General features: G+C 49.8%; 22 protein-coding genes and 1 pseudogene. 18 read left to right on the top strand and 5 right to left on the bottom strand.

Annotated elements, in window-relative coordinates; all coding sequences use genetic code 11:
• The first annotated feature begins 81 nt into the window (after positions 1–81).
• The 11 genes from TX85_RS22985 to TX85_RS22935 all read left to right on the top strand — a co-directional run bounded on the left by TX85_RS22985 (position 82) and on the right by TX85_RS22935 (position 11,810).
• Positions 82–582, top strand: a complete 501-nt coding sequence (locus TX85_RS22985) for a DUF948 domain-containing protein (protein WP_044482238.1) — start codon at positions 82–84, stop codon at positions 580–582.
• A 65-nt stretch (positions 583–647) separates the two neighbouring features.
• Positions 648–1,121, top strand: a complete 474-nt coding sequence (locus TX85_RS22980) for a hypothetical protein (protein WP_148444405.1) — start codon at positions 648–650, stop codon at positions 1,119–1,121.
• Between the two features lie 82 nt (positions 1,122–1,203).
• Positions 1,204–1,545 (top strand): general stress protein, encoded by a 342-nt coding sequence (locus TX85_RS22975; RefSeq protein ID WP_044482237.1) that lies wholly within the window; start codon positions 1,204–1,206, stop codon positions 1,543–1,545.
• Positions 1,546–1,731: 186 nt separating this feature from the next.
• Positions 1,732–2,904 (top strand): SpoIIE family protein phosphatase, encoded by a 1,173-nt coding sequence (locus TX85_RS22970; protein ID WP_044482236.1) that lies wholly within the window; start codon positions 1,732–1,734, stop codon positions 2,902–2,904.
• Positions 2,901–6,575: a response regulator gene (locus TX85_RS22965; protein ID WP_044482235.1), complete on the top strand. Its 3,675-nt coding sequence runs from the start codon at positions 2,901–2,903 to the stop codon at positions 6,573–6,575. Before TX85_RS22970 ends, TX85_RS22965 begins: the two co-directional genes overlap by 4 nt.
• A gap of 72 nt (positions 6,576–6,647) precedes the next feature.
• Positions 6,648–7,514: a CheR family methyltransferase gene (locus TX85_RS22960; protein WP_044482234.1), complete on the top strand. Its 867-nt coding sequence runs from the start codon at positions 6,648–6,650 to the stop codon at positions 7,512–7,514.
• An 18-nt stretch (positions 7,515–7,532) separates the two neighbouring features.
• Positions 7,533–9,197, top strand: a complete 1,665-nt coding sequence (locus tag TX85_RS22955) for a response regulator (protein WP_044482233.1) — start codon at positions 7,533–7,535, stop codon at positions 9,195–9,197.
• A gap of 59 nt (positions 9,198–9,256) precedes the next feature.
• Entirely contained in the window at positions 9,257–9,595 is a 339-nt protein-coding gene (locus TX85_RS22950; protein WP_044482232.1) for an STAS domain-containing protein, read from the top strand.
• A gap of 16 nt (positions 9,596–9,611) precedes the next feature.
• A complete protein-coding gene (rsbW, locus tag TX85_RS22945) occupies positions 9,612–10,055 on the top strand; it encodes an anti-sigma B factor RsbW (protein ID WP_044482231.1) in 444 nt (147 codons plus the stop codon).
• Positions 10,052–10,825 (top strand): sigma-70 family RNA polymerase sigma factor, encoded by a 774-nt coding sequence (locus tag TX85_RS22940; protein WP_044482230.1) that lies wholly within the window; start codon positions 10,052–10,054, stop codon positions 10,823–10,825. Before rsbW ends, TX85_RS22940 begins: the two co-directional genes overlap by 4 nt.
• A 13-nt stretch (positions 10,826–10,838) precedes the next feature.
• Complete coding sequence (locus TX85_RS22935) at positions 10,839–11,810, top strand: magnesium transporter CorA family protein (RefSeq protein WP_187375191.1); 972 nt, start codon at positions 10,839–10,841, stop codon at positions 11,808–11,810.
• Positions 11,811–11,853: 43 nt separating this feature from the next.
• Here the strand turns inward: TX85_RS22935 and TX85_RS22930 are convergent, their stop codons facing one another.
• The 3 genes from TX85_RS22930 to TX85_RS22920 all read right to left on the bottom strand — a co-directional run bounded on the left by TX85_RS22930 (position 11,854) and on the right by TX85_RS22920 (position 12,966).
• A complete protein-coding gene (locus TX85_RS22930) occupies positions 11,854–12,078 on the bottom strand; it encodes a hypothetical protein (RefSeq protein WP_044482229.1) in 225 nt (74 codons plus the stop codon).
• Between the two features lie 41 nt (positions 12,079–12,119).
• On the bottom strand, positions 12,120–12,440 hold the full coding sequence (locus TX85_RS22925; RefSeq protein ID WP_044482228.1) for a DUF5665 domain-containing protein: 321 nt from the start codon (positions 12,438–12,440) through the stop codon (positions 12,120–12,122).
• A 79-nt stretch (positions 12,441–12,519) separates the two neighbouring features.
• Complete coding sequence (locus TX85_RS22920) at positions 12,520–12,966, bottom strand: YtxH domain-containing protein (RefSeq protein WP_044482227.1); 447 nt, start codon at positions 12,964–12,966, stop codon at positions 12,520–12,522.
• A gap of 187 nt (positions 12,967–13,153) precedes the next feature.
• On the opposite strand from TX85_RS22920, the gene TX85_RS22915 reads away from it, so the two are divergent.
• Positions 13,154–14,155 carry an asparaginase gene (locus TX85_RS22915; RefSeq protein ID WP_262362721.1) on the top strand — a complete coding sequence of 334 codons (1,002 nt, stop codon included), beginning with the start codon at positions 13,154–13,156 and terminating at the stop codon, positions 14,153–14,155.
• A gap of 101 nt (positions 14,156–14,256) precedes the next feature.
• Positions 14,257–14,976 carry a pirin family protein gene (locus tag TX85_RS22910; RefSeq protein ID WP_044482226.1) on the top strand — a complete coding sequence of 240 codons (720 nt, stop codon included), beginning with the start codon at positions 14,257–14,259 and terminating at the stop codon, positions 14,974–14,976.
• Between the two features lie 16 nt (positions 14,977–14,992).
• On the opposite strand, the gene TX85_RS22905 is transcribed toward TX85_RS22910, so the two are convergent.
• Complete coding sequence (locus TX85_RS22905; RefSeq protein WP_044482225.1) at positions 14,993–15,226, bottom strand: DUF1128 domain-containing protein; 234 nt, start codon at positions 15,224–15,226, stop codon at positions 14,993–14,995.
• A gap of 151 nt (positions 15,227–15,377) precedes the next feature.
• Between TX85_RS22905 and yyaC the strand changes: the two genes are divergently transcribed.
• From yyaC to TX85_RS22885, 4 genes are all read left to right on the top strand, one after another.
• Positions 15,378–15,917, top strand: a complete 540-nt coding sequence (gene yyaC / locus TX85_RS22900; protein WP_044482224.1) for a spore protease YyaC — start codon at positions 15,378–15,380, stop codon at positions 15,915–15,917.
• 129 nt (positions 15,918–16,046) lie between these two features.
• A complete protein-coding gene (locus TX85_RS22895) occupies positions 16,047–16,835 on the top strand; it encodes an alpha/beta fold hydrolase (protein WP_044482223.1) in 789 nt (262 codons plus the stop codon).
• A gap of 28 nt (positions 16,836–16,863) precedes the next feature.
• Positions 16,864–17,523 (top strand): DUF6483 family protein, encoded by a 660-nt coding sequence (locus TX85_RS22890; RefSeq protein WP_044482222.1) that lies wholly within the window; start codon positions 16,864–16,866, stop codon positions 17,521–17,523.
• Positions 17,524–17,544: 21 nt separating this feature from the next.
• Complete coding sequence (locus TX85_RS22885) at positions 17,545–18,711, top strand: class I SAM-dependent methyltransferase (protein ID WP_044482457.1); 1,167 nt, start codon at positions 17,545–17,547, stop codon at positions 18,709–18,711.
• A 156-nt stretch (positions 18,712–18,867) separates the two neighbouring features.
• Here the strand turns inward: TX85_RS22885 and TX85_RS22880 are convergent, their stop codons facing one another.
• Positions 18,868–19,119: a hypothetical protein gene (locus TX85_RS22880; RefSeq protein WP_044482221.1), complete on the bottom strand. Its 252-nt coding sequence runs from the start codon at positions 19,117–19,119 to the stop codon at positions 18,868–18,870.
• Between the two features lie 438 nt (positions 19,120–19,557).
• On the opposite strand from TX85_RS22880, the pseudogene TX85_RS26380 reads away from it, so the two are divergent.
• A pseudogene (locus TX85_RS26380) lies at positions 19,558–20,330 on the top strand (hypothetical protein); the annotation flags it as partial.

Here is a 20,330-nt window from a genome sequence, read left to right as displayed (position 1 = left end):
GTGGGTTTGTTTCGGGCTTGCTGGGTCAGGGTAACTATCCATTAACGAAGGCAGAAACCGGACAGAAAGAGGGGAACTTGAATGATTTGGGAAATTAGTGTCGCAGTGATCGCGGTGGCTTTTGCCGTACTGGTGGTGTTCCTGGTCAAAACCTTAAAAGCGGCCGAAAATTCATTGGACAAAACAACACAGACCTTGCAAGAAGTTCAAAAGACTATCGATGAATTGAGTTATGAAGTGAAGAGCGTGGTCAGACAGGCCAATCAGATTACAGGCGATCTTCAACATAAGATGGAGCAAATCGATCCTGTACTGGAATCCGTGAAGAACGTCGGCGAAATTCTGAATGAGGTTACTTTAGCAACGAAGCAGGTATCCACGGCACTGATCGATAAAATTAAAAGTCCTTCCAAAAGCAAGTCATCCAAAGTCAGCAGCAATACGGTACCTGTAGTAACGGGCAGCGAGATTCCGCCTGAAGCAACAGCCTATGCCGCCCCCGCTTCATCCGCTGCCGCTGTTCCTGGCTGGATGAAATGGGTAGACATAGCAGCCGGCGTCTGGCAAAAGTACCGCGCATAGCGGTTGCAGCAGTAAGCTGAGGATGTCCTCGTTCGTCCAACCAACTTGCTGAAAGGGTGAGAAGAATGATACAGATTACTTTGCTTCTATGGAGTCTTCTCTCCCCCTGGGCCGGGGGGACGCCGGATATGCATGTGCCGGACGCCTCGCCTAATATGCAACTGGAGACCTTCTCGACCTTCGACGGGATCTCTTTGGCGGATGGCCTCGAGGATGTCACTACAAAATTAGGCGAGGCCGATTCGACGGTTAGAGATCCCTATACCGGATTTACGGAGTATCGGTATGGAAACCTCGTAGTCGGAATGTATGAGGAAAGCATCTATTATATAAGTAGAGATAAACGGCCGGACGAGATCGTCCTGAACGGGATTGTCATTCCGTTAAAGGAATTCTGGCTTCGCTATTATTTGGGCGAGCCGGATTTCATAGCTGAGGATGGGGATGTCTATATCCGGGGATATTCGGCGCTTAAGCTCTTTCGTGATGACTCGGGGTCGATCATCGCAGCGGACCTGTTCGACGATACTGTTTCATGAGGGAGAGGGATGGGTAATGATTCAAGGATATCCTCTCTTGAAGAGGTTGAACTCGAACTTAACTACAAAGGAGCGAGAAACGATGAGCATAATCGATAACAAAGCATATGCCAAAGTTGTGCAAAATGGTGTGCAGGCTGTAGAGACGGTTCACGAGCTTCACGCTGCCGGGTATCGCAAGGAAGATATTCATGTTTTGGCCCATAATCAGGATAGGACGGACCGGATTACCGAGGCGGCTGATGCAGGCGACATCGGGATCAAGGAAGAGGGCGTGTTCACTTCCATTGCCAACTTATTCCGTTCGCGTGGAGATGAGCTTCGTGCGACAATAGAAGCACTGGGCTTTACAGAGGCGGAAGCCGCTTTTTATGAGAAGGAACTGGATCTCGGCAAAGTATTGGTTATTGCAAGAAGATCCTGATCAGGCATACAGCATGCCGATAACCTAGCAGATTAAAGCATAGATAAGGAATGGGACGAGTCCCCATTCCTTATCTACGTTTTAATCTATACCCTATAAATTCACCCAGAAATAAAGGGAAATGGATGCTGGCGCTGAAAATGGAATGAAGCTTATCTTAATTCAAGTGATTTTGAGGAGAAGAATATGAAAATTTTGATCGTTGATGACAATCCTACCAACATTATTATTATTCGCGAGATATTGAAGAAAGAGGGCTATCGAAATACGGAGTCCATGAATTCGGCCGGAGAAATGCTGGAACGGCTGGGCTACTACGATGATGCTCCCCTTTCAAGTCCAGCCTCAAAATCAGATGTGGATCTGATTTTATTGGATATGATGATGCCGGAGATGGATGGAATCTCAGCCTGCCGTCTGCTGCAGCAAAGAGAAAGAATGAAGGATATTCCCGTCATCATGGTTACAGCGGTTGGTGATTCCAAGAAGCTTGCCGAAGCGCTGGATGCCGGAGCGGTCGATTATGTCACGAAACCGATCAACAAAGTGGAACTCATGGCCAGAATCCGTTCGGCTTTACGTCTGAAACAGGAGAAGGATTGGCATAAAGAGCGTGATCAAAGAATTCAGGAGGAGCTAAAGCTCGCTGCCTTGATACAAAACGCAGTGCTGAGCTTGCCGATTTCCGATCCGCTCTTCAAAATTGATGCACTCTATAAGCCGTCCTTTGAATTGGCGGGTGACCTCTACTCGTGGTATTCCCTTGGAGAGGGCAGATATGGTGTGATTTTGCTGGATATGATGGGACATGGGATTTCGTCGTCGTTGTTCTGCATGTTTATTGCTTCTGTTCTGAAGGATACGGTAAGCACCTATGTGGAACCGGAGAAGGTCATTCAAGAGCTGAACCGGCGATTTAATATGCTCTATATTGACAATCAACTTGTACAGTATTATTTCACCGCCATCTATCTGGTTATTGATACCCGCTACAAAAAAATAGATTATGTAAATGCTGGACATCCCCCGGGCTTGTTCTACAAGGAGAATGGGGAAGTAGTGAAGCTGGGGACGGTATGCCCGCCTGTCGGCCTGTTCGACAAAATAGAAGCCCCTACACAGACGATAACCTATGAAGGTAAGGGTCATCTGGTTCTCTACACGGACGGATTAACCGAAAGTGTCGAAGGCACCCAGGAAGAACAATTGGATTGGCTGGAGCGGCAGCTTGCAGGAGATCATGCGTTTCCCAAGGAAAATATGAGGGAGCTAATGTTTGCAGAGGAACAGCCTCAAGACCGTGAGGATGACAAGTGTATGGTGTGGATTACATTAGAGGGAGGAAACGAGCAAGGATGAAGATAAGGAATAAGCTTGTAATCGGCTTCAGTTCACTGATGGCCATTCTGCTCGTGCTGACGTTTATCAGCTACGACAGATTGAAGTATATGAACGAGGAACTGGATGTAATCTATTCAAACCACTATACCATTATTAAAGAAGCAACCAGTATGCGGGGGGAATTCAATGATGTGGCTCGTATTCTGACCAACCTTCTGCAGGAGCCCGAGGACTCCTTGATTGAATCCCAGCTTCCAAAGCTGGAAAGCAAGATGGAAGAGGCCTTCCGGTATTACGATTCGATCAGGGATAAGATGAGCGAGGTCGATGAGCAGCGGATAATTGGAGAAGTCGACAGGCAGATCGATCTTTTTAATGATTACAAGAATCAGGTTGTGTCATTGCTCAACAATAAGCAGTTTGAACAGGCGATCAATCTCAGATTAGGCGCCGGTCAGGACATCCAGGATAATTTGCTTGATAAGCTGAATGATATGAGGGATTTTTACGATGTAAAAATTGATGAAGCCCTCGCCTCTGCCAATGCGGCTTATGAAAGATCCATTCAATTGACAACAGCTACTATGGCAGTTGGCCTGCTGCTGGGACTTGCCATTATTCTGTGGGTCTTGCCAAGCATCGCCCGAGGACTCGGCAGTGTAAACGCCATGATGCAGTATTTTGGCAGGGGTGAGCTTAATGCAATTCAACGGGTACCTGTGGGGACCAAGGATGAAATCGGAGAGGTAGCTGTGATCTTTCAGGAGATGTCTCGGGATCTGGAGGAAAAGCAGGCCGCGGAGCAGAAATATCTGGAGATTCAGCAGAATCAGGCCTGGGTGAATTCGAATTTGGCTCGGGTAACGGAACTGCTCCATGGCGTCAATTCACTGCAGCAGATTTCTCAGATGTTTGTCAGTGAGTTTACTCCCGTTTTAGGGGCGCTATATGGGGCCATCTATCTCAAGCAGGAGCAGATGGATCCAGACAAACTTATGCTGATGGCTGCTTATGGGGGCCAAGGTGAGCTTGATGCGCCGCCGACCTTCCATATTGGCGAGGGCCTTGTAGGCCAGGTTGCGCTGGATAAAAAGCCGATTTCGCTAAATGAGGCGCCGGAACAGTATATTTCGGTTCGTTCTGCACTTGGCGAGGCTCCTCCGAACCACATTCGAATTTACCCGGCGGTTTTTGAGGATGAAGTGCTGGCCGTATTGGAATTTGCAAGCTTTGAGGGATTCTCTGCGGCGCAGGAGGAATTGCTGGCAGGACTGGCGGACAACCTGGGCATCATTCTGAATAATATTAACCGCCGGCTGCGGGTGGAGGAACTGCTCAGAGAATCGCAGGCGCTGACCGAAGAATTGCAGGTTCAGTCGGAGGAGCTTCAGTCCCAGCAGGAGGAGCTGCGCCGATCGAATGAAAGCATGGAGAAGCAGACTGTGGCGCTCAAACGCTCGGAGGAACTGCTTCAGCGTCAACAGGAGGAACTGGAGCATTTTAATACGGAATTAATTGCCAAGACAAGAGCGCTTGAGGAACAAGTTCAAGAAGTGGAAGAGAAGAACAGGGAAATCGAGCAGACCAAGAGTGAATTGGAACGGCACGCCGCTCAACTGGCAGTTACGAGTAAATATAAGTCGGAATTTTTAGCGAATATGTCCCATGAGCTACGCACTCCGTTGAACAGTCTGCTGATTTTGTCCCAGCTTCTGTATGAGAATAAAGAGGATAATCTATCTGCCAAGCAGATTGAATACGCCCAGACGATCCACATGTCCGGTGCCGATCTGTTGAAGATGATCGATGAAATCCTTGATCTGTCCAAGGTTGATGCCGGCAAGATGGAGATCAGCCGGGAAACCGTGAAGCTGGAAGAAGTGACGCGGTTTGTCAGCCAGAATTTTGAGCCGGTTGCATTGAGCAAAAATATCACGCTGTCTACCGAAGTGGAGAGCAGTGTCCCAAGAGAGATTGTGACGGACGGACACCGTGTGAAGCAAATATTGCGCAACTTGCTGTCGAATGCGTTTAAGTTTACCACGCAGGGGACGGTATCGCTGATTATTCAGTCCGCCAAGAGAGAAGAGCTTCCTTACGGTCTGGACAAGGAGCGGGAGTACTTAAAGCTCTCGATTAAGGATACGGGTATTGGTATTCCTCCGGATAAAATGGATATCATATTCGAAGCGTTCCAGCAGGTGGATGGAACGACGAGCCGCAAATATGGCGGTACAGGTCTGGGACTATCTATTAGCCAGGGCCTTGCCGGTTTGCTGGGAGGAAGAATCGACGTGACCTCTGTAGAGGGGGAAGGAAGCACCTTCAGCCTATACTTGCCTAAAGAGGCCCCGTCTCATCTGTTTCTGGCTGAACAGGAGGCGGCAGTGACGGCCAATTCGACCGTGAGCCCGTTCTATCCTAAGAGCAGCTTTGCCCGTCCTGTCGAGCATCAGCATCAGGTTGTCATTGACAATCCGTTAAACGATGATCGAGAACAGCTTGGAGAAGCGGGCGGGAAATGGATGCTCATTGTTGAAGACGATGTTCAATTTGCTAAAATTCTGCTGGATATGTCCCGTGCCCACGGCTTCAAGACGCTGGTGGCAGTTCAAGGGGATATCGGACTGAACATGGCCAAGGAGTACATTCCGGATGCGATCATTTTGGACATTCAGTTGCCTGTAATTGATGGCTGGTCGATTCTGAATGAACTGAAGGGAAATGCAGAAACCCGGCATATTCCCGTCCATGTGATTTCTGTCGTCGATGAGGCGAAGCATGGGTTGATGATGGGGGCGATTGCGTTCCTGAGAAAGCCATCCGACCGCGAACATTTGGAGCAGGCCTTTACAGACATTGAGTCCTTCACAGAGAAGAGTCTGAAGCATCTGCTAGTTGTTGAGGACGACGATGTCCAGCGTAATTCGATCATCGAACTGATCGGTCATGACGATGTTATCATTACGGCTGTGTCGACCGGCGGCGAGGCGCTTAGGGAATTGCGCGAGAAGCGCTATGACTGTATGGTGCTGGACCTTATGCTGAGCGATATTACCGGATTTGACCTGCTTGATCAAATTCGTGACGATGAGGCTCTGAGGGATCTGCCGATCATCATTTATACAGGCAAGGATCTGGACAAGCAGGAGGAGACTCGGCTTCGGAAATATGCGGAGTCTATCATTATCAAGGACGTTAAATCTCCGGAGCGGCTTCTGGATGAGACGACCTTGTTCCTCCATCGCGTTGAGGCGGATTTGCCGGAGGATAAACGGCGGATACTGCAGAAGCTTCATAATAAAGAAGAGCTGTTCGAAGGCAAGAAGATTCTACTGGTGGATGATGACGTGCGGAATGTCTTCGCGCTCTCCAGTGTTCTGGAAGGGTACCGGATGGATGTGATCTATGCGGAAAACGGTCGTGAGGCCATTGAAATGCTGCAGGAGAACGGGGATATTGATCTTGTCCTGATGGATATGATGATGCCGGAAATGGACGGCTATGAGGCGATGAGGCAAATTCGGCAAATGCCGGAATTCAACAAACTGCCGATCATTGCCTTGACCGCAAAGGCGATGAAGGATGACCGCTTCAAGTGTATCGAGGCGGGTGCTTCCGATTATGTGAAGAAGCCTATTCAGACGGATCAGCTTCTCTCGTTGATGCGTGTGTGGCTGTATTCGTAGTGTAGATAATGGGTAAAGAGTAATATATAAGTTGAACTAAAGGACGAGAATTTCAATATCGGAGATGAATTTATGGCACCTAGTGATTTTTCGGATAATGATACATTCATACCCACGGTTGACAAAGAGGTAGAGCTTCTGGAAATCGAGCTGTTATTGGAAGGGGTTCACCGTCTTTACGGCTATGATTTCCGCAACTATGCCCTTCCTTCTCTGCGCCGTCGGATCTGGCACCAGGTGCATGCTGAGCATGTATTAACAATATCCGGGCTTCAGGAAAAGGTGCTGCATGATCGGGATGCCTTCGAAAGGCTTGTCTACAGCCTTTCGATCCCTGTTACTGAAATGTTCAGAGATCCTCCGCTGTTCAAAGTGTTCCGGGAAAAGGTCGTGCCGATTCTCAGAACCTATCCCTATATCCGCATCTGGCATGCTGGCTGTTCTACGGGCGAGGAAGTATACTCGACGGCCATCATCCTTCATGAAGAAGGACTCTATGAGAAATCCAGAATTTATGCGACGGATATGAATGCCAGATCGCTTCAGCTCGCCAAGGAAGGGATATTCGGCATTCAGAAGATGAAGCAGTACACGAAAAACTATCTGGAGGCCGGAGGCACCCGATCTTTTTCGGATTATTACTCGGCAAGGTATAATTCTGTCATTTTCAATCCGTTTCTTCGCAAGAACATGATTTTTGCAGAGCACAATCTGGCTACAGACCGCTCGTTCAATGAGTTTAATGTCATTTTCTGCCGAAATGTGATGATTTACTTCGATGATGAACTGCGTAATCGGGTGCATTCGCTGTTTCATGAGAGTCTCAGTCATTTTGGCGTTCTGGTATTAGGTGCGAAAGAATCTATTCATTTTACAGACTATTCGGATAGTTATGAGCCGCTGGACCGGGTGGAGAAAATCTATCGGAAAATAAAATGAACTCTACGGGAGGATGCTATGGAAATCCAAGAGTCCATTCATATCTTGCTGGTTGACGACCGTCCCGAGAACCTGATGGCCTTGGAAGCGGTTCTGGAAAGCGAGCATTACGAACTGGTCAAAGCAACCTCGGGCGAGGAAGCCTTGAGACGTCTGCTCAAGGACGACTTTGCCGTTATTGTACTCGATGTTCAGATGCCCGGGCTGGATGGCATCGAGACAGCCAAGCTGATTAAGGCAAGAGACCGCACGAAGGACATACCGATCATTTTTATTTCAGCGAACAGCAAGGAAGCGGAGCATTTATTTGCCGGGTACTCTGCGGGAGCCATTGACTATATGGTCAAGCCGTTCATTCCGCAGATCCTCCGCTCAAAAATTGACGCTTTTGTCGATATGTATTTGACGAACCAGCGTTTGAAGACTCAGAGCGCATTGCTTCAGCAAAAGACGATGGAGCTTGAGCGAATTAACGAGGAGCTCGTCCAGGCCAAGGAAGAGGCTGAAATTGCAGCTAAAGCCAAGACGGAATTTCTGGCGATGATGAGCCATGAGATTCGGACCCCGATGAACGGAGTCATCGGAATGATCGATCTGCTCATGGAGACGGAGCTGAAGGGCGAGCAGATGGAGTATGCCGAGATCATCCGCAACAGTGCGGATACATTGGTCGCCATTATAAATGATATTCTCGACTTTACGAAGATGGAGTCCGGCAAGATGGAGCTTGAGGAGACTCCGTTTGAGCTAAGCTCGGTGATTAAGGAAGTGATCAGCCTCTTTTCGGTGGAAGCGGGGAAAAAGGGATTGGAGCTGGTCCATTTCATCGATGACCAGGTTCCGCCTGTGCTGTTCGGAGATATGGGCCGATTGCGCCAGGTGCTGATAAATCTGATCGCCAACAGTATCAAATTCACGGATCAGGGCGGGATTTATTTGCTTGTTACGATGCAGGAGACTCGAGGGAATAGTCATATCATCGAGTTTACGGTAAAGGACACAGGCATTGGAATTGCTCCCGACAAGATCGAGCGTCTGTTCCAGCCCTTCTCCCAGGTGGACTCTTCGATGACGAGAAAATATGGCGGGACAGGCCTGGGGCTTGCGATCTGCCAGACCCTGGTGCATCTGATGGGCGGGAGCATTCGAGCCGAATTGCTGGAAGAGAAGGGGGCGACCTTTGTCTTCACCATCGAGGTATCCCGTTTTCAGGAAGAGACGAATGATTCTTCAGCAGCTGCGCTGGAGACAGCCGTCGCCAGATCCTCTTCGCCTAAAAGCACGATGCTGGTTGTGGATGATCACCCGGTTAACCAGCGCCTTATGGTCAGTATGCTGCGGAAGCTGGGATATGAGACCGAGGTTGCTGAAGATGGGCTTCAGGCCGTTCAAATGGCTCTGGAGAGTGAGCAGGGCTTTGATATGATCTTCATGGATCTGCAGATGCCGGTTCTGGATGGAATTGGCGCTACGAAGAAGATCAGGTCCTGCGCCAATCAGATGGTGTCGGACAAAAGCCCGTGGATTGTAGCTATGACCGCAGATGTCATGGATGGTACCCGAGAGCGCTGTATGGAGGCAGGGATGAATGACTATATCAGCAAACCGTTAAAGCTAAGCTCTGTCAAGGCTGTGCTGACTCAGTACAGCAATTCTTTTCAGGCAGAGGCAGGAATTGGTTGATTCAACTCCCTGCTTGGCGGGTTATCTATAAAGAAAACATATTTCAGGAGAGAGTGTCTATGAATATGAATAAGAATGAGAAGTTTACCGCTACAACGCAAGTGGAGAATGGAACCTGCACCGTGTATCTGCGCGGTGAACTGGACCTGTCCGTTGCACAGGATTTCCGCCAGGTAATGGAACCTCTCGCTGTAAATGAGAAGCAAGACCTTGTGATGAATCTGAAGGATTTGAAGTACATCGACAGCACAGGCATTGGTATTCTGCTGTCCATTCTCAAAACAAGACATGGAATGGCTGCCGGATTTTTCGTAACAGAAGTACCCGATCAAATCCAGAAATTATTTGATATGACGGGAATCGCCAAGTTCTTTGCCGCTCAGGAGAACACCCAATAGGAAAGGAAAGAGTCACATGATTGATGAGGTACAGAAGATAGTTATCAGTTTGCCGGCACATGCAGAGTACGTCGATATCGTAAGGCTAAACCTGTACGGGGTTGCATCAAAGATGGGTTTTTCTTACGAGGAGATAGAGGATATGAAAGTTGCTGTCTCCGAGGCGTGTAATAATTCCGTTCTCTATGCCTATAAGGATAGAGCTGGGATGATGGAGGTCGTCTTTGAAGTTCAGAATGATGCATTGTCCATTACGGTCAAGGATGAAGGGGAGAGCTTTGAGTCGTGGGGAGAACGCTCGGCGCTGCATGACAAGGATCTTAGCGATGCGCAAATTGGCGGACTTGGCTTTTATCTGATGCAGGCGCTGATGGATGACGTTTCAGTGGTGAATGAAGCTGGTAAAGGCACCAAGGTAGTGATGACAAGACGCCTCGTGAAGAGTGAGGAAAAGGTATGACCGATAAAGTGACTCCCCCCGAGTCCATGAATGAATCAACCCGTCTGATCTGGGAATACCAGCAGACAAAGGACAATGAAATTGCTACCGTCCTGATTCAAAAATATGAGCCTATGGTCAAGATGGCGGCAGGGAAAATCGCCCGCAACCGCCCGGATCTCTATGAGGACTTATACCAAGTGGGGCAAATGGCATTAATTCGTTTGCTTCAGCAGTATGATATCGAGATGGGAATTCCCTTTGAGCCGTATGCCATGAAAAGCATGATCGGGCATATGAAGAATTTTCTGCGGGACAAGTCCTGGTATATCCAGGTTCCAAGAAGAATCAAGGAAAAGGGAGCATTGGTTCAACAAGCCATTGATGAACTAACCGTTAAGCTGGAGCGATCGCCTAACGTGCAGGAAATCGCAGAATTTCTTGATCTATCGGCAGAAGAGACTGTGGAAGTGCTGGCAGGGCGAGAATGCTATCACTATGTATCTTTGGACTCCCCGTTATCTCAAGAGGAGAGTGCCGCAACGCTCGGTGAACTGATCAGTTCCGATGCGGATGATTATGATACGGTAGAAAAGCGAATGGATTTGCAGCAGGCGCTTAGTCAACTAAAGGATCAGGAGCAGCAAGTACTTCTTCTTGCGTTCCAGGAGGGGCAGTCCCAACGTGCTATCGCCCAGAAGCTTGGGGTCTCGCAAATGAGTGTATCCCGTATTCAGAAACGGGCAACCGAGAAGCTGAAGCTGATCATGTCTAATTCTGAATTTACCTGAGGTGAGACTGGAATTGGAGAAGATAGGAGCGCTGCAACAAGTCACTACGGATCACGATTGGATATGGCTGGATCTCCAGGATGACGAGGGAGATTCCTCTGGGATTGAACAATTGCGCCGGGAACATCCGGATGTCCGGACTTGGCTGGATATGATTTCAAAGCAGGAGACCAATTATTTAACGGTTCGCTTCCCGGATGGCAGAGAACCTGTTCTGTTCGGTTCTCTGCTCTATACAAATTCCGAAGAAATGCTGGAAAGAGATTCTTGCCTGTTGCTTCATTTCTATGTCAACAGGGACAAGCTGATTACGATAAACCTGGATGATGAGACAAGACGGCATCTGGAGCAGCAGGGTCATCTGAATATGCTAAAATCCGCTCCGCTTGCTGCAGAAGGACTGCTGGTCATCATTCGAATGCTGATGCATTATTTGCATTCCGGCATGGATCAATTTGAAAAGAAGCTGCGTGAAGTTGAAGAAACGATGCAGAAAAATAATCATAAATATTTAATGAATCAAATTATCTCCGCTCGCTTCGAGCTTCTGTACTGGTCGAATTTGTTCATCCCCTGCAGGGAGATCGCTGCTGCAGTAAAGGAAGCTTACTTGCAGGAGATTGAAGAAAGCCCGATCTACCTGCGGTTCTTGTATCGAGGGAATCGGATGCAAGAGCTGATGGAGCATTACGAGAAAGAGATGGATACCCTTATCTCCATTGATGATGCCGTGACTGCTTTCCGCGGAAATGACATCATGAAGACATTAACCATTGTGACCTCTGTCTTTACGCCTGCCACGGTCATCGGAGCGTTGTGGGGAATGAATTTTAAGCGTCTTCCTTGGGACGACTTGGGGTCTGTCGGGTTTGCGTTGATGTGCGGCATTATTTTGTTGCTTACAGGCGGGATGTACTTCTGGATTCGAGCCAAAGGCTGGACCGGTGATTTGCTAAGAGCAAAAAGGAAAAACGAAAACTTATAAAAACCTGAATCTTGCCTGGGCAGAGATTCAGGTTTTTTCGCATTTACTGTTCCGGATCAACATGAACTCCCTGCTTGTGATCCTCACTGGAGGTATGCATCTCCTCCATATCCTCACCTAATTGCTTCAAATCCTCCATATCATTCACCATGGAGCCGTTCTCAGCGGTTTTGATGCTTTTATGCCCGGGATACTCTCCTTGATCCGCTTCACGAATCTGGCGCTCGGTATAAGCGCCAATCTGTTCCTTGCCCGGCTGTTTTTGCATCAGAGGGGCCTCCTTTCATTAAGAATTGCGTTCCATGGAGCCTAAGGCTGCGACTGGATGTAATCCTGTAAATTTTTGATGTAGTCGCCGACCATCGGCAGATCTACAAATAGGGAGAGCAGCCACCCAAGCAAACCGAGAACAACAAAGGTGCCGATGCTCAATCCCAATCCGCGGGACATCCCTGCCATAAAGTTAGAAATGACACGCTTTTTAGGGTTCGTATAATTTTCGAGAATATCCTTGAATTCCGACTTTTCCAGCATATCCGCAATTTGATCCAGCCGCCCGTTCAGGCGTTTGACCTCATGCCGGAGCTCAAAGGGATGATCTTTTGCATCATAGGGATTCAATTGGGCCATGGGGTACCTCCTGGCGGTAGATTTTCCGGGAAACTGATAAAGCGCCAGCCGGCAGCTGGCGCTTGTAAAGACAGCCCCGTTACAGGGAGCTAGATGATGAACCAAATTCGCGCTTGGTCTCGTCAGCCGTCTTCATGGCTTCATTCTTCAAATCCTTTACCGTATCCTCTGTTTTCTCGGATACCTCTTTCGCTTCCTTCTTCACATCTTCCGTGACATCCGAGGAAGCCTCCTTCAGGCTGGATACGATCGAGCTTGCACCATCACTTACGGTTTTTGCCAGATCCGTCGTCTTGGACACGGCCGTCTTGGCCAAATCCGAGCCTTTATCATAAGCTGCGGTAGCCAGATCCTTTGTCTTATCTGTTGCAACACTAAGCTTTTCGGATAGATCGCTGCGAAGCTCGCGTCCTGGCTTTGGAGCACACAGCAAGGCTGCTGCGGCGCCGAGCAAGGCACCGATAACAAGTCCTTTCGTGAAGGTTGCGCTGCTATGCACCGGGTATTCTTTTTCCGCTTCGTTCATGGAAATCCGCTCCTTTTATATAAAGTTTAATGAATATAGCGCCTTGATATTTACAGGCTGTTACTTGGTATATAAACGTGAGGGAATGGGGTGAAACAAAGGGATGTGGCGATTGGAGGGACGCTGTACTATACTGTAGTGGCGGATAGTTATTGGAGTACATCAATGCAAAGAGGGGATTACGTTGATAAGGGAAGCATTGCTTGTGAAGGAATATCGCGGCGGCATGCTGGAGTGTATCCATAATGGACATATATGTATTGTTGACGAGTACGGAGCCATAAAAAAACAGGCAGGAGATCCGCGTTTTCGGGTGTTTACTCGCTCGGCAGCCAAGCCGATTCAGGCGATACCGGGGGTTCGCGCCGGGTTGATCCCGCATTATGGGTTAAATGAAGCTGAGGTTGCTATTATGACGGCTTCCCATCGCGCCCAGCAGCCCCATGTGGAGACCCTGGAGAGCCTGCTTCGGAAGACCGGCCTGCAGGAGCAGAGATTAGTGTGTGCTTCTGCCCTGCCGCTGGACAGAGAGGCGCGATCTCAGTTACTGCGTGAAGGCGGAGGTTCAAGAAAGCTGTATCATAACTGCTCCGGTAAGCATCTTGGAATTCAGGCCTATTGCAAGATGGCCGGCATGACGCAGGATCACTATAACGACCCGGCACATCCGGTTCAAAGGGAAATATTGGCGGTGCTTGCGGATTTGGCTGATTATCCTGCGGAGGACATCCGGCTTGCCACGGACGGCTGCGGCTTACCCGTATTCAATTTGCCGCTCTCCTCGCTGGCAACCGCATATATGAAGCTTGCCTGCCCGGACCGAATTGAAGATCCGCAGACGGCTGAGGCAGCCCGGTCGATCGCAGCGGCGATGAACAAGCATCCTGAGATGGTAGGCGGTAGCGGCCGTATTGATACGCTGCTGCTGGAGGACGACAACATCGTGGCCAAGGGCGGATTCAAAGGGGTCTATGCCTTCAGCTTGCGCAAAGAACGTCTTGGAATTGCCTTTAAAATCATGGACGGTTCGGAGGAGGAATGGGGCCTGATCGTGCAGGAAATCCTGCGGCAGCTAGGGTATCAAAATACCGATACTCTTCAGCGCCTGAAAGAATCGTTTGGCGGGATCATTCATAATGATGAAGGATGGGAAGTCGGGAGCTCGGAAGCGGCATTCGTGTTGGAATAGATAGTTAGTCCGGTCTTGTGTTCCTTGATTAACCGAACGGCGATAGGGGTAAAAACATATAAATCCCAGTCAGAGGTTAAAAGAGAGGTAGGAGGATCAGGATGATAAAAGTTGTAACTTCCGCAGAGCGCCATACGGCCAAAGAAGGCCCTGTCCATAGTGAATACAGCTTTTCCTTCGCCGACTATGACGACCCGGGAAATGCCCATTTTGGCTGTCTGCTGGTTCTGAACGATCATAGGATGGCTCCCGGACATAGCCTGGAGTCTCACTCTCATCAGGATCTGGAAATCGTAACCTGTGTGCTTTCCGGACAACTGCTGCATAAGCTGGAGTCCGCAGGCAGCGAGGAATTGCTGGAAGAAGGAAGCTTTCAGGTGCTGAGTGCAGGGACGGGCGTGACCCACTCTGAGCATGCTCCGGTTGGCGATAAGCCTGTGCGATATCTGCAGATGTGGTTCTTGCCGGAGGATCGGGGCCTGGAACCGAAATTAAGCCATAGATGCTTTCCGAAGGAGCAGCGGGTTGGCAGAATGGAGCCTGTCATCAGCAGCGATGCTGGTACAGGAGAGAAGCTGCAAATCCGTCAGGACGTCATGATCTATGCTCCGGTTCTAACGGACCGGACGCCGGTTCATCTGTCACCGGACGGACGCCGGATACACCTGTTTTTGATAGCGGGGCACGCAGACTTCAGTTGCGGCAAACAGACATTTTCTCTGCATCCTGGAGATGCGGCCCGCATTCAAAGTAAGGAAACAATCAGTATCAGCAAAACAGGTGAAGACCCGGCTGAACTATTGATTATCGAGATGCCCTGACCGGGATTTCGACCTCTTAAGCTTTGCTGTTATTTCGAAGATGACCAAGTTCCTGGGCCAGCGCCTCCACCTCGGAGATGCTGAGCCTTTCTTTGTTCATAACGAGCTCGTAAATATCCATAATGTCATCATATTGGCCAACGTGGAAGGCGGAAGCGTTCATTGCGGCACCGGTTGCCATTTTCAGCTTGGTCTTGATGGCTTCAATCATATACTCCACATTTTCTTGGCTTCTCTGGCTTAGATCCATTCCTCACTTCTTCCCTTCATCGTGTTATCCCGGCTATTGTACCATGTTATGGACTGAATCGCACAACCGAATGCTTTGCGGTCCCTGAACTCTTGCGATACAATCATACTATCTTGGATATTGGAAAAGGCTTGAGGAGAAGGGGGAGAATATGCTGCTCGAAGATAACCGCAAACTGTCCGCATCCGGCTCGGATTACAAGAGAATGTCCGGAGACGAACTGGCGGACTTCTTTCGAGGAATAAGACGGCGCCATCACGGGGAGCATATCGTGTTTCTGTGTGTGGGAACCGACCGCTCCTCCGGCGATGCGCTGGGTCCGCTGGTAGGCTCTCGGCTTATGGAGCTTGGCTTCAAATATGTAATAGGGACCATGCCAAAACCATGCGATGCGGCCAATCTGGAGCGTCTTATTCTCGACATTCCGCCGGATAGTATTATTATTGCTATCGACGCTTGCCTCGGAGCCTCAGCCTCGGTAGGCTCCTTCCTTGTGTCGGAGCAGCCGCTGCACCCTGCGAGATCCGTGGGGATAAAGCTCCCGGCGGTAGGCAACTATAGTGTGGCTGCCGTAGTCAATGTCAATAGTCCTAAGCCTTACTGGACGTTGCAGATGACATCTCTTCATTTGGTAATGCAAATGGCGGAGCAGATTGCGCTCGCAGCCGCCGAAGGGTTTCAAAGAGGCTAATCAAGCTTAATGATATGGAAAAGAACCATAAACCCTCGGTGCTGAAAACCTGACTTTTTGAACACTTACTTTTAATCGTGCAAGTTTGATCCGAGATGAATAGTAATTAAACGGAAAGAAGGGCTTGAAATGGAGAAAGTGACAGTTGGCAGCTTGACGATCGCTTATGAAGAGCAAGGAGAAGGAGAGGTTCTCGTCCTGTTGCACGGCTTCTGCGGAAGCTCGGCCTATTGGGAGAATGTCGCTCCGCTGTTGGCGGATTCCTTCCGTGTTATTATGCCGGATCTTCGCGGACATGGGTCTTCGGATGCGCCGCTGGGTGCGTATACTATAGAACAAATGGCGGACGATGTCGCCCTGCTGCTGGAAGCGCTTGGCGTGGAGAAATATGCGGTGCTCGGCCATTCCATGGGCGGATATATCGCTCTTTCTTTAGCGCAACGGTACAACAGCCGCCTCAGCTGCTTTGGCCTTGTCCATTCTACCGCTTATCCGGACAGTGATGAGGCTAAAGAAAAGCGCCTAAAGGCCGTAGCGACCATTAACTCCGAAGGGATTACCTCCTTTATTGACGGGCTGGTTCCCGCTTTGTTCGCTCCGAAGTCGCTGGATAAGCTGTCCGCGGCTGTCGACCGGGTGAAGGAACTCGGTTATAAAACCCCGCCGCAAGGAGCCATTGGAGCGGCGATGGCGATGCGTGAGCGGGAAGACCGCAGAGATGTGCTCTCCTCTGCTCCGATTCCGGTACTTCTTGTCGCCGGGGAGAAAGACGGGGTTATCCCTCCGGAAAGAACGTTCACTACAGATAAAGAGCATGTTGCCAAGGCAGTTATTCATGAGGCTGGACATATGAGTATGTATGAGGAGCCGCAGCGGCTCGCCGATATCATCAAGGAGTTTGTGAGCGGGCTCCAGTAAGCGCCGGATTTGGGAGGATGGACAGCTTATGCTGCGCAAGGATTATCTGGTTCGTATGATTGAAGAAATGACGGAAATGATCGGAAAGATATTTGACCTGAAGCAGCAGCGTAAATGGATCGACGCCCTCTGGCAGATCGATGATCTGTATCGGCGTTTGTTCAGGCTTAACTCGGACCTGATCGGAGGACTGTCTGCCCGAGATCTTGTTGAACTGATGAGATCGGGAGGAGCCGTCGAGTCCGATAAGCTGCAAAGCTTGGCCAAGCTGGTCAAGGAGGAGGGGGATATTCTTCTTTCCTCCGGAGACCCTGATCAGGGAATTCGCAGACAGATCAAAGCCCTGCATCTTTTTCTGGCGGCCAGCCAGTACGGCACCCAACGTGAATTATGGAATCTGGAGGCTTCTGTAGAAGAACTGCGCACCGTGCTGAAGCCTTATGTACTTCCTGCCGATACCGAACGGCTGCTTCTGGACTATCAGGAGGAGCTTCGCAGGTATGACCAGGCGGAGGATACACTCTTTCGGTTGTTAAAGAGCCAGGCTATAACCAGGGAAGAAGGCATCCTTTTTTACCGGCGGCTGTCGCTCCTCTCTCCGGAAGAACTGATCCGCGGAGGGCTGTCGCCCGAAGAGGTGCAAGAGGGAGAACTGGCCTGGATGGCCGCCTGGGAGCATCAAATGTAAGAGAAAGCGAGCGTGATAGGATTGGACAAGCTGATTGAACTGTTGGAGCATACGGACCGGCAGGAAAATTTGATTACGGCTATATTAAGCCAGCAGCGCAAAGCTGACGAGGAGAGCTACACCAAAGTCGTCATTAAGCCCGTCCTGCTGAAGCAGAAGCTGAATTACCAATTGACTTATCATTATAAAAACAAGGTCACACATGAGAATGTTCCGGCGGGCTCGCTCTGCAGACAGGTCATGCCGTTGTTCGAGCAAACCTTTCGCCAAGCGCAAATCTATACGTCTGAAGCTGATTATCAGATCCTGATCAGCAAAAAATTCAAGGTGTCCATTCTGAAAAAGCAAGCTACTAAAAAGCCCGGGGAGCTTACTCATAACCGGACCAAGAGGTATATCCTGGATGACGGCACACCTGTACCCTTTCTTGTAGAATTGGGAATTATGAACGCGGAAGGTAAAGTGCTAGCCAAGAAATATGATAAGTTCCGACAAATCAATCGCTTTTTAGAAATGGTTCAGGATGTGCTCCCTCATTTACCTGCCGACCGCCCGCTAACCATCATTGATTTCGGCTGCGGCAAGTCCTACCTGACCTTCGCCTTATATCATTATTTGTCGATCGAGCTGAATAGAGCGTTGAATATTGTCGGACTCGACTTGAAAGTGGATGTCATCGAACATTGCGGATTGCTGGCGAAAAAGCTGGATTATCAAAACCTGAAGTTTCTTGTCGGCGACATTGCGGACTATGATGAATTAGAGCGGGTAGATATGGTAGTTACGCTGCATGCCTGTGATACGGCAACCGATGCGGCACTGGAAAAGGCAATCCGCTGGGACGCCTCCGTCATTCTCTCGGTACCATGCTGTCAGCATGAGTTGTTTGAACAGATTCAGCAGCCTGTATTGGATCCGTTGCTGGGGCATGGCATTCTCAAGGAACGCTTCTCGGCGCTGGCAACCGATGCGATTCGGGCCAAGCTGCTTGATCTGATGGGCTACAAGACACAGCTGCTGGAGTTCATTGATATGGAGCATACCCCGAAAAATATATTGATCCGTGCGGTTCGATCGGAAAGCGGAGACCGCGACAGATTATGGCAGGAATACATGGTGTTCCGGGATTTCCTCGGGGCTTCCCCTTATTTGGAACGGGCCTGCCGTGATTTGCTTCCCATGATGTAATCGTAATAGGCCATAGGACTCTAGTTAAGGTAATCGTTACCGGGACGCCGGCTCGTGCCGGTACCTGCAAATATTAGAGTGATCCTACAATCATTAGAGCGATCCCGGTTTGTTCCGGGAGCAGGAAGTCAACACTTATAGTGCGAGTTCAAAAAGTCAACTTATCAGCGCCGAGAAAGTTGCGAGAATCCAGAGAAGGATGAACGCAAGATTCGGCGTCAAGTTATCCTCTTGAAACACTTCGTGATCAAAAGGGGGACTTTTTGAACAACCTCTTAAAGTGTTGGCTTTTTTTTGCGTGTTTTCAGCCAGTTGAGCACGAAGCGTGCGAAACAGAAAACGACCCGGCAGTAACGACCTGATAGAAACCACCCGATTTTGAAACCATCTGAAGAAAACATCCGACATAAAACCTCCTGCTATGCGGTTGAGAGGACGGGACTTAAGCCAACAGGATCAATGCTCCAGTGTATATTCAACCTATGGTGCCGGTTTAGTTGTACAAGAGACACTTAAATTCTGAGCTTTGGCTCCGAAATCAAAAATAACTGTATGGAGTACAGCTGGGTTCGCAAAAACTCAGCCATTCTAAAAAAGAGCAGACTTTTAGCTGCAGGAGGTACACTTAAACCTTTGAACTTTGGAAATGTTGAGGTTTCAGTTGCATTTTTGCAATTATTATGAAGTTTATCCAGCGATCAGTAACAATAGGCGCAAATGAGCTGAAGCAACCAACAGTCGAACCATTCAGCAGAAGTTATGTCCCAAGAGCAAGCCACCCGCCCAATGGTGGTCATGATTGCAGGGTTTCACAATAAAGCAGGAGAAACAGGGAGGGAAATGAAGATGAAGACGGGGGAGCGTGGATGGGCTGTTGCGGGGTTAAGATCCGCACTCGTATTTACTCTGCTTGTCACCTGCGCATTGGGGGGGATGTTCTTTCTTGAGGATAGCGCAACCCTTCTGCTTGTTGCCTTCTCGCTGACGGGCATCGCGTTAGTTCTGGGGCTTGGGCTGATCCGGAAAAGCTCAGGAATATCTCCTCGAACAGTCCTTCAAGCGAACGCGTGGATGCATCCCTCGCTTCAGGCAGCCCTGGCTCCAGCTATTCTGGCCTGTTTGTATATCCTGCATTTGGGTCTCGGGCCTGCTTCTGTCCAAGCGACTATTTTGTCCGCGGTATTCTGGCTGTTTGCGGCGGGTTATGCAGCCGCGCTGCAGGCAGCCTCTTGCGGAGGAACGGCTGTCCGCTTTCTGGAATCTGGCTGGCTGCTGACCACAGGCCTGTTGGCGCTTGCGTCACTGGCCGTCGTCTACGGTTGCCTGCCGTGGCCTGGCGCGATCCTGCGCACAGCGGATCGCGAGGTGGCTGCTGCCGGGGCAAGGCTTGGCGGTCTGCTCCAGTATCCGAACACGTTCGGAGCCGTGATGGGAGCTGCGCTGCTGGAGCGGTTGACCGCCCTTGCGGCCTTGCCCCGGCAGGCCTTCATCCGCGCGGGACGCTGGCAGGGGCAGCAGGCCGGTGCCCTGGCGCCGGTCTTTGCGCTGTGCCTGCTGCTGACGGAGTCGCGCGGCGCCTTTGCGGCGCTTGCGGCGGCCTGGGCCATCGCCGCCCTCCT

This window comes from Paenibacillus antibioticophila (genome assembly GCF_000455265.1).
In the GTDB taxonomy this organism is placed as follows: domain Bacteria; phylum Bacillota; class Bacilli; order Paenibacillales; family Paenibacillaceae; genus Fontibacillus; species Fontibacillus antibioticophila.
Note: the sequence above shows the minus strand (reverse complement) of the source record. Positions and strands in the feature narration are given on the sequence as shown.

Bases quoted from the DNA above. Each gene is read 5' to 3' on its own strand.
- TX85_RS22950 (WP_044482232.1), top strand. From the start codon at position 9,257: ATGAATATGAATAAGAATGAGAAGTTTACCGCTACAACGCAAGTGGAG.
- yyaC (WP_044482224.1), top strand. From the start codon at position 15,378: ATGCTGCTCGAAGATAACCGCAAACTGTCCGCATCCGGCTCGGATTAC.
- TX85_RS22975 (WP_044482237.1), top strand. From the start codon at position 1,204: ATGAGCATAATCGATAACAAAGCATATGCCAAAGTTGTGCAAAATGGT.
- TX85_RS22980 (WP_148444405.1), top strand. From the start codon at position 648: ATGATACAGATTACTTTGCTTCTATGGAGTCTTCTCTCCCCCTGGGCC.
- TX85_RS22880 (WP_044482221.1), bottom strand. From the start codon at position 19,119: ATGTCGGATGTTTTCTTCAGATGGTTTCAAAATCGGGTGGTTTCTATC.
- TX85_RS22970 (WP_044482236.1), top strand. From the start codon at position 1,732: ATGAAAATTTTGATCGTTGATGACAATCCTACCAACATTATTATTATT.
- rsbW (WP_044482231.1), top strand. From the start codon at position 9,612: ATGATTGATGAGGTACAGAAGATAGTTATCAGTTTGCCGGCACATGCA.
- TX85_RS22965 (WP_044482235.1), top strand. From the start codon at position 2,901: ATGAAGATAAGGAATAAGCTTGTAATCGGCTTCAGTTCACTGATGGCC.
- TX85_RS22930 (WP_044482229.1), bottom strand. From the start codon at position 12,078: ATGCAAAAACAGCCGGGCAAGGAACAGATTGGCGCTTATACCGAGCGC.
- TX85_RS22940 (WP_044482230.1), top strand. From the start codon at position 10,052: ATGACCGATAAAGTGACTCCCCCCGAGTCCATGAATGAATCAACCCGT.
- TX85_RS22985 (WP_044482238.1), top strand. From the start codon at position 82: ATGATTTGGGAAATTAGTGTCGCAGTGATCGCGGTGGCTTTTGCCGTA.
- TX85_RS22920 (WP_044482227.1), bottom strand. From the start codon at position 12,966: ATGAACGAAGCGGAAAAAGAATACCCGGTGCATAGCAGCGCAACCTTC.
- TX85_RS22890 (WP_044482222.1), top strand. From the start codon at position 16,864: ATGCTGCGCAAGGATTATCTGGTTCGTATGATTGAAGAAATGACGGAA.
- TX85_RS22955 (WP_044482233.1), top strand. From the start codon at position 7,533: ATGGAAATCCAAGAGTCCATTCATATCTTGCTGGTTGACGACCGTCCC.
- TX85_RS22905 (WP_044482225.1), bottom strand. From the start codon at position 15,226: ATGGATCTAAGCCAGAGAAGCCAAGAAAATGTGGAGTATATGATTGAA.
- TX85_RS22925 (WP_044482228.1), bottom strand. From the start codon at position 12,440: ATGGCCCAATTGAATCCCTATGATGCAAAAGATCATCCCTTTGAGCTC.
- TX85_RS22895 (WP_044482223.1), top strand. From the start codon at position 16,047: ATGGAGAAAGTGACAGTTGGCAGCTTGACGATCGCTTATGAAGAGCAA.
- TX85_RS22960 (WP_044482234.1), top strand. From the start codon at position 6,648: ATGGCACCTAGTGATTTTTCGGATAATGATACATTCATACCCACGGTT.
- TX85_RS22910 (WP_044482226.1), top strand. From the start codon at position 14,257: ATGATAAAAGTTGTAACTTCCGCAGAGCGCCATACGGCCAAAGAAGGC.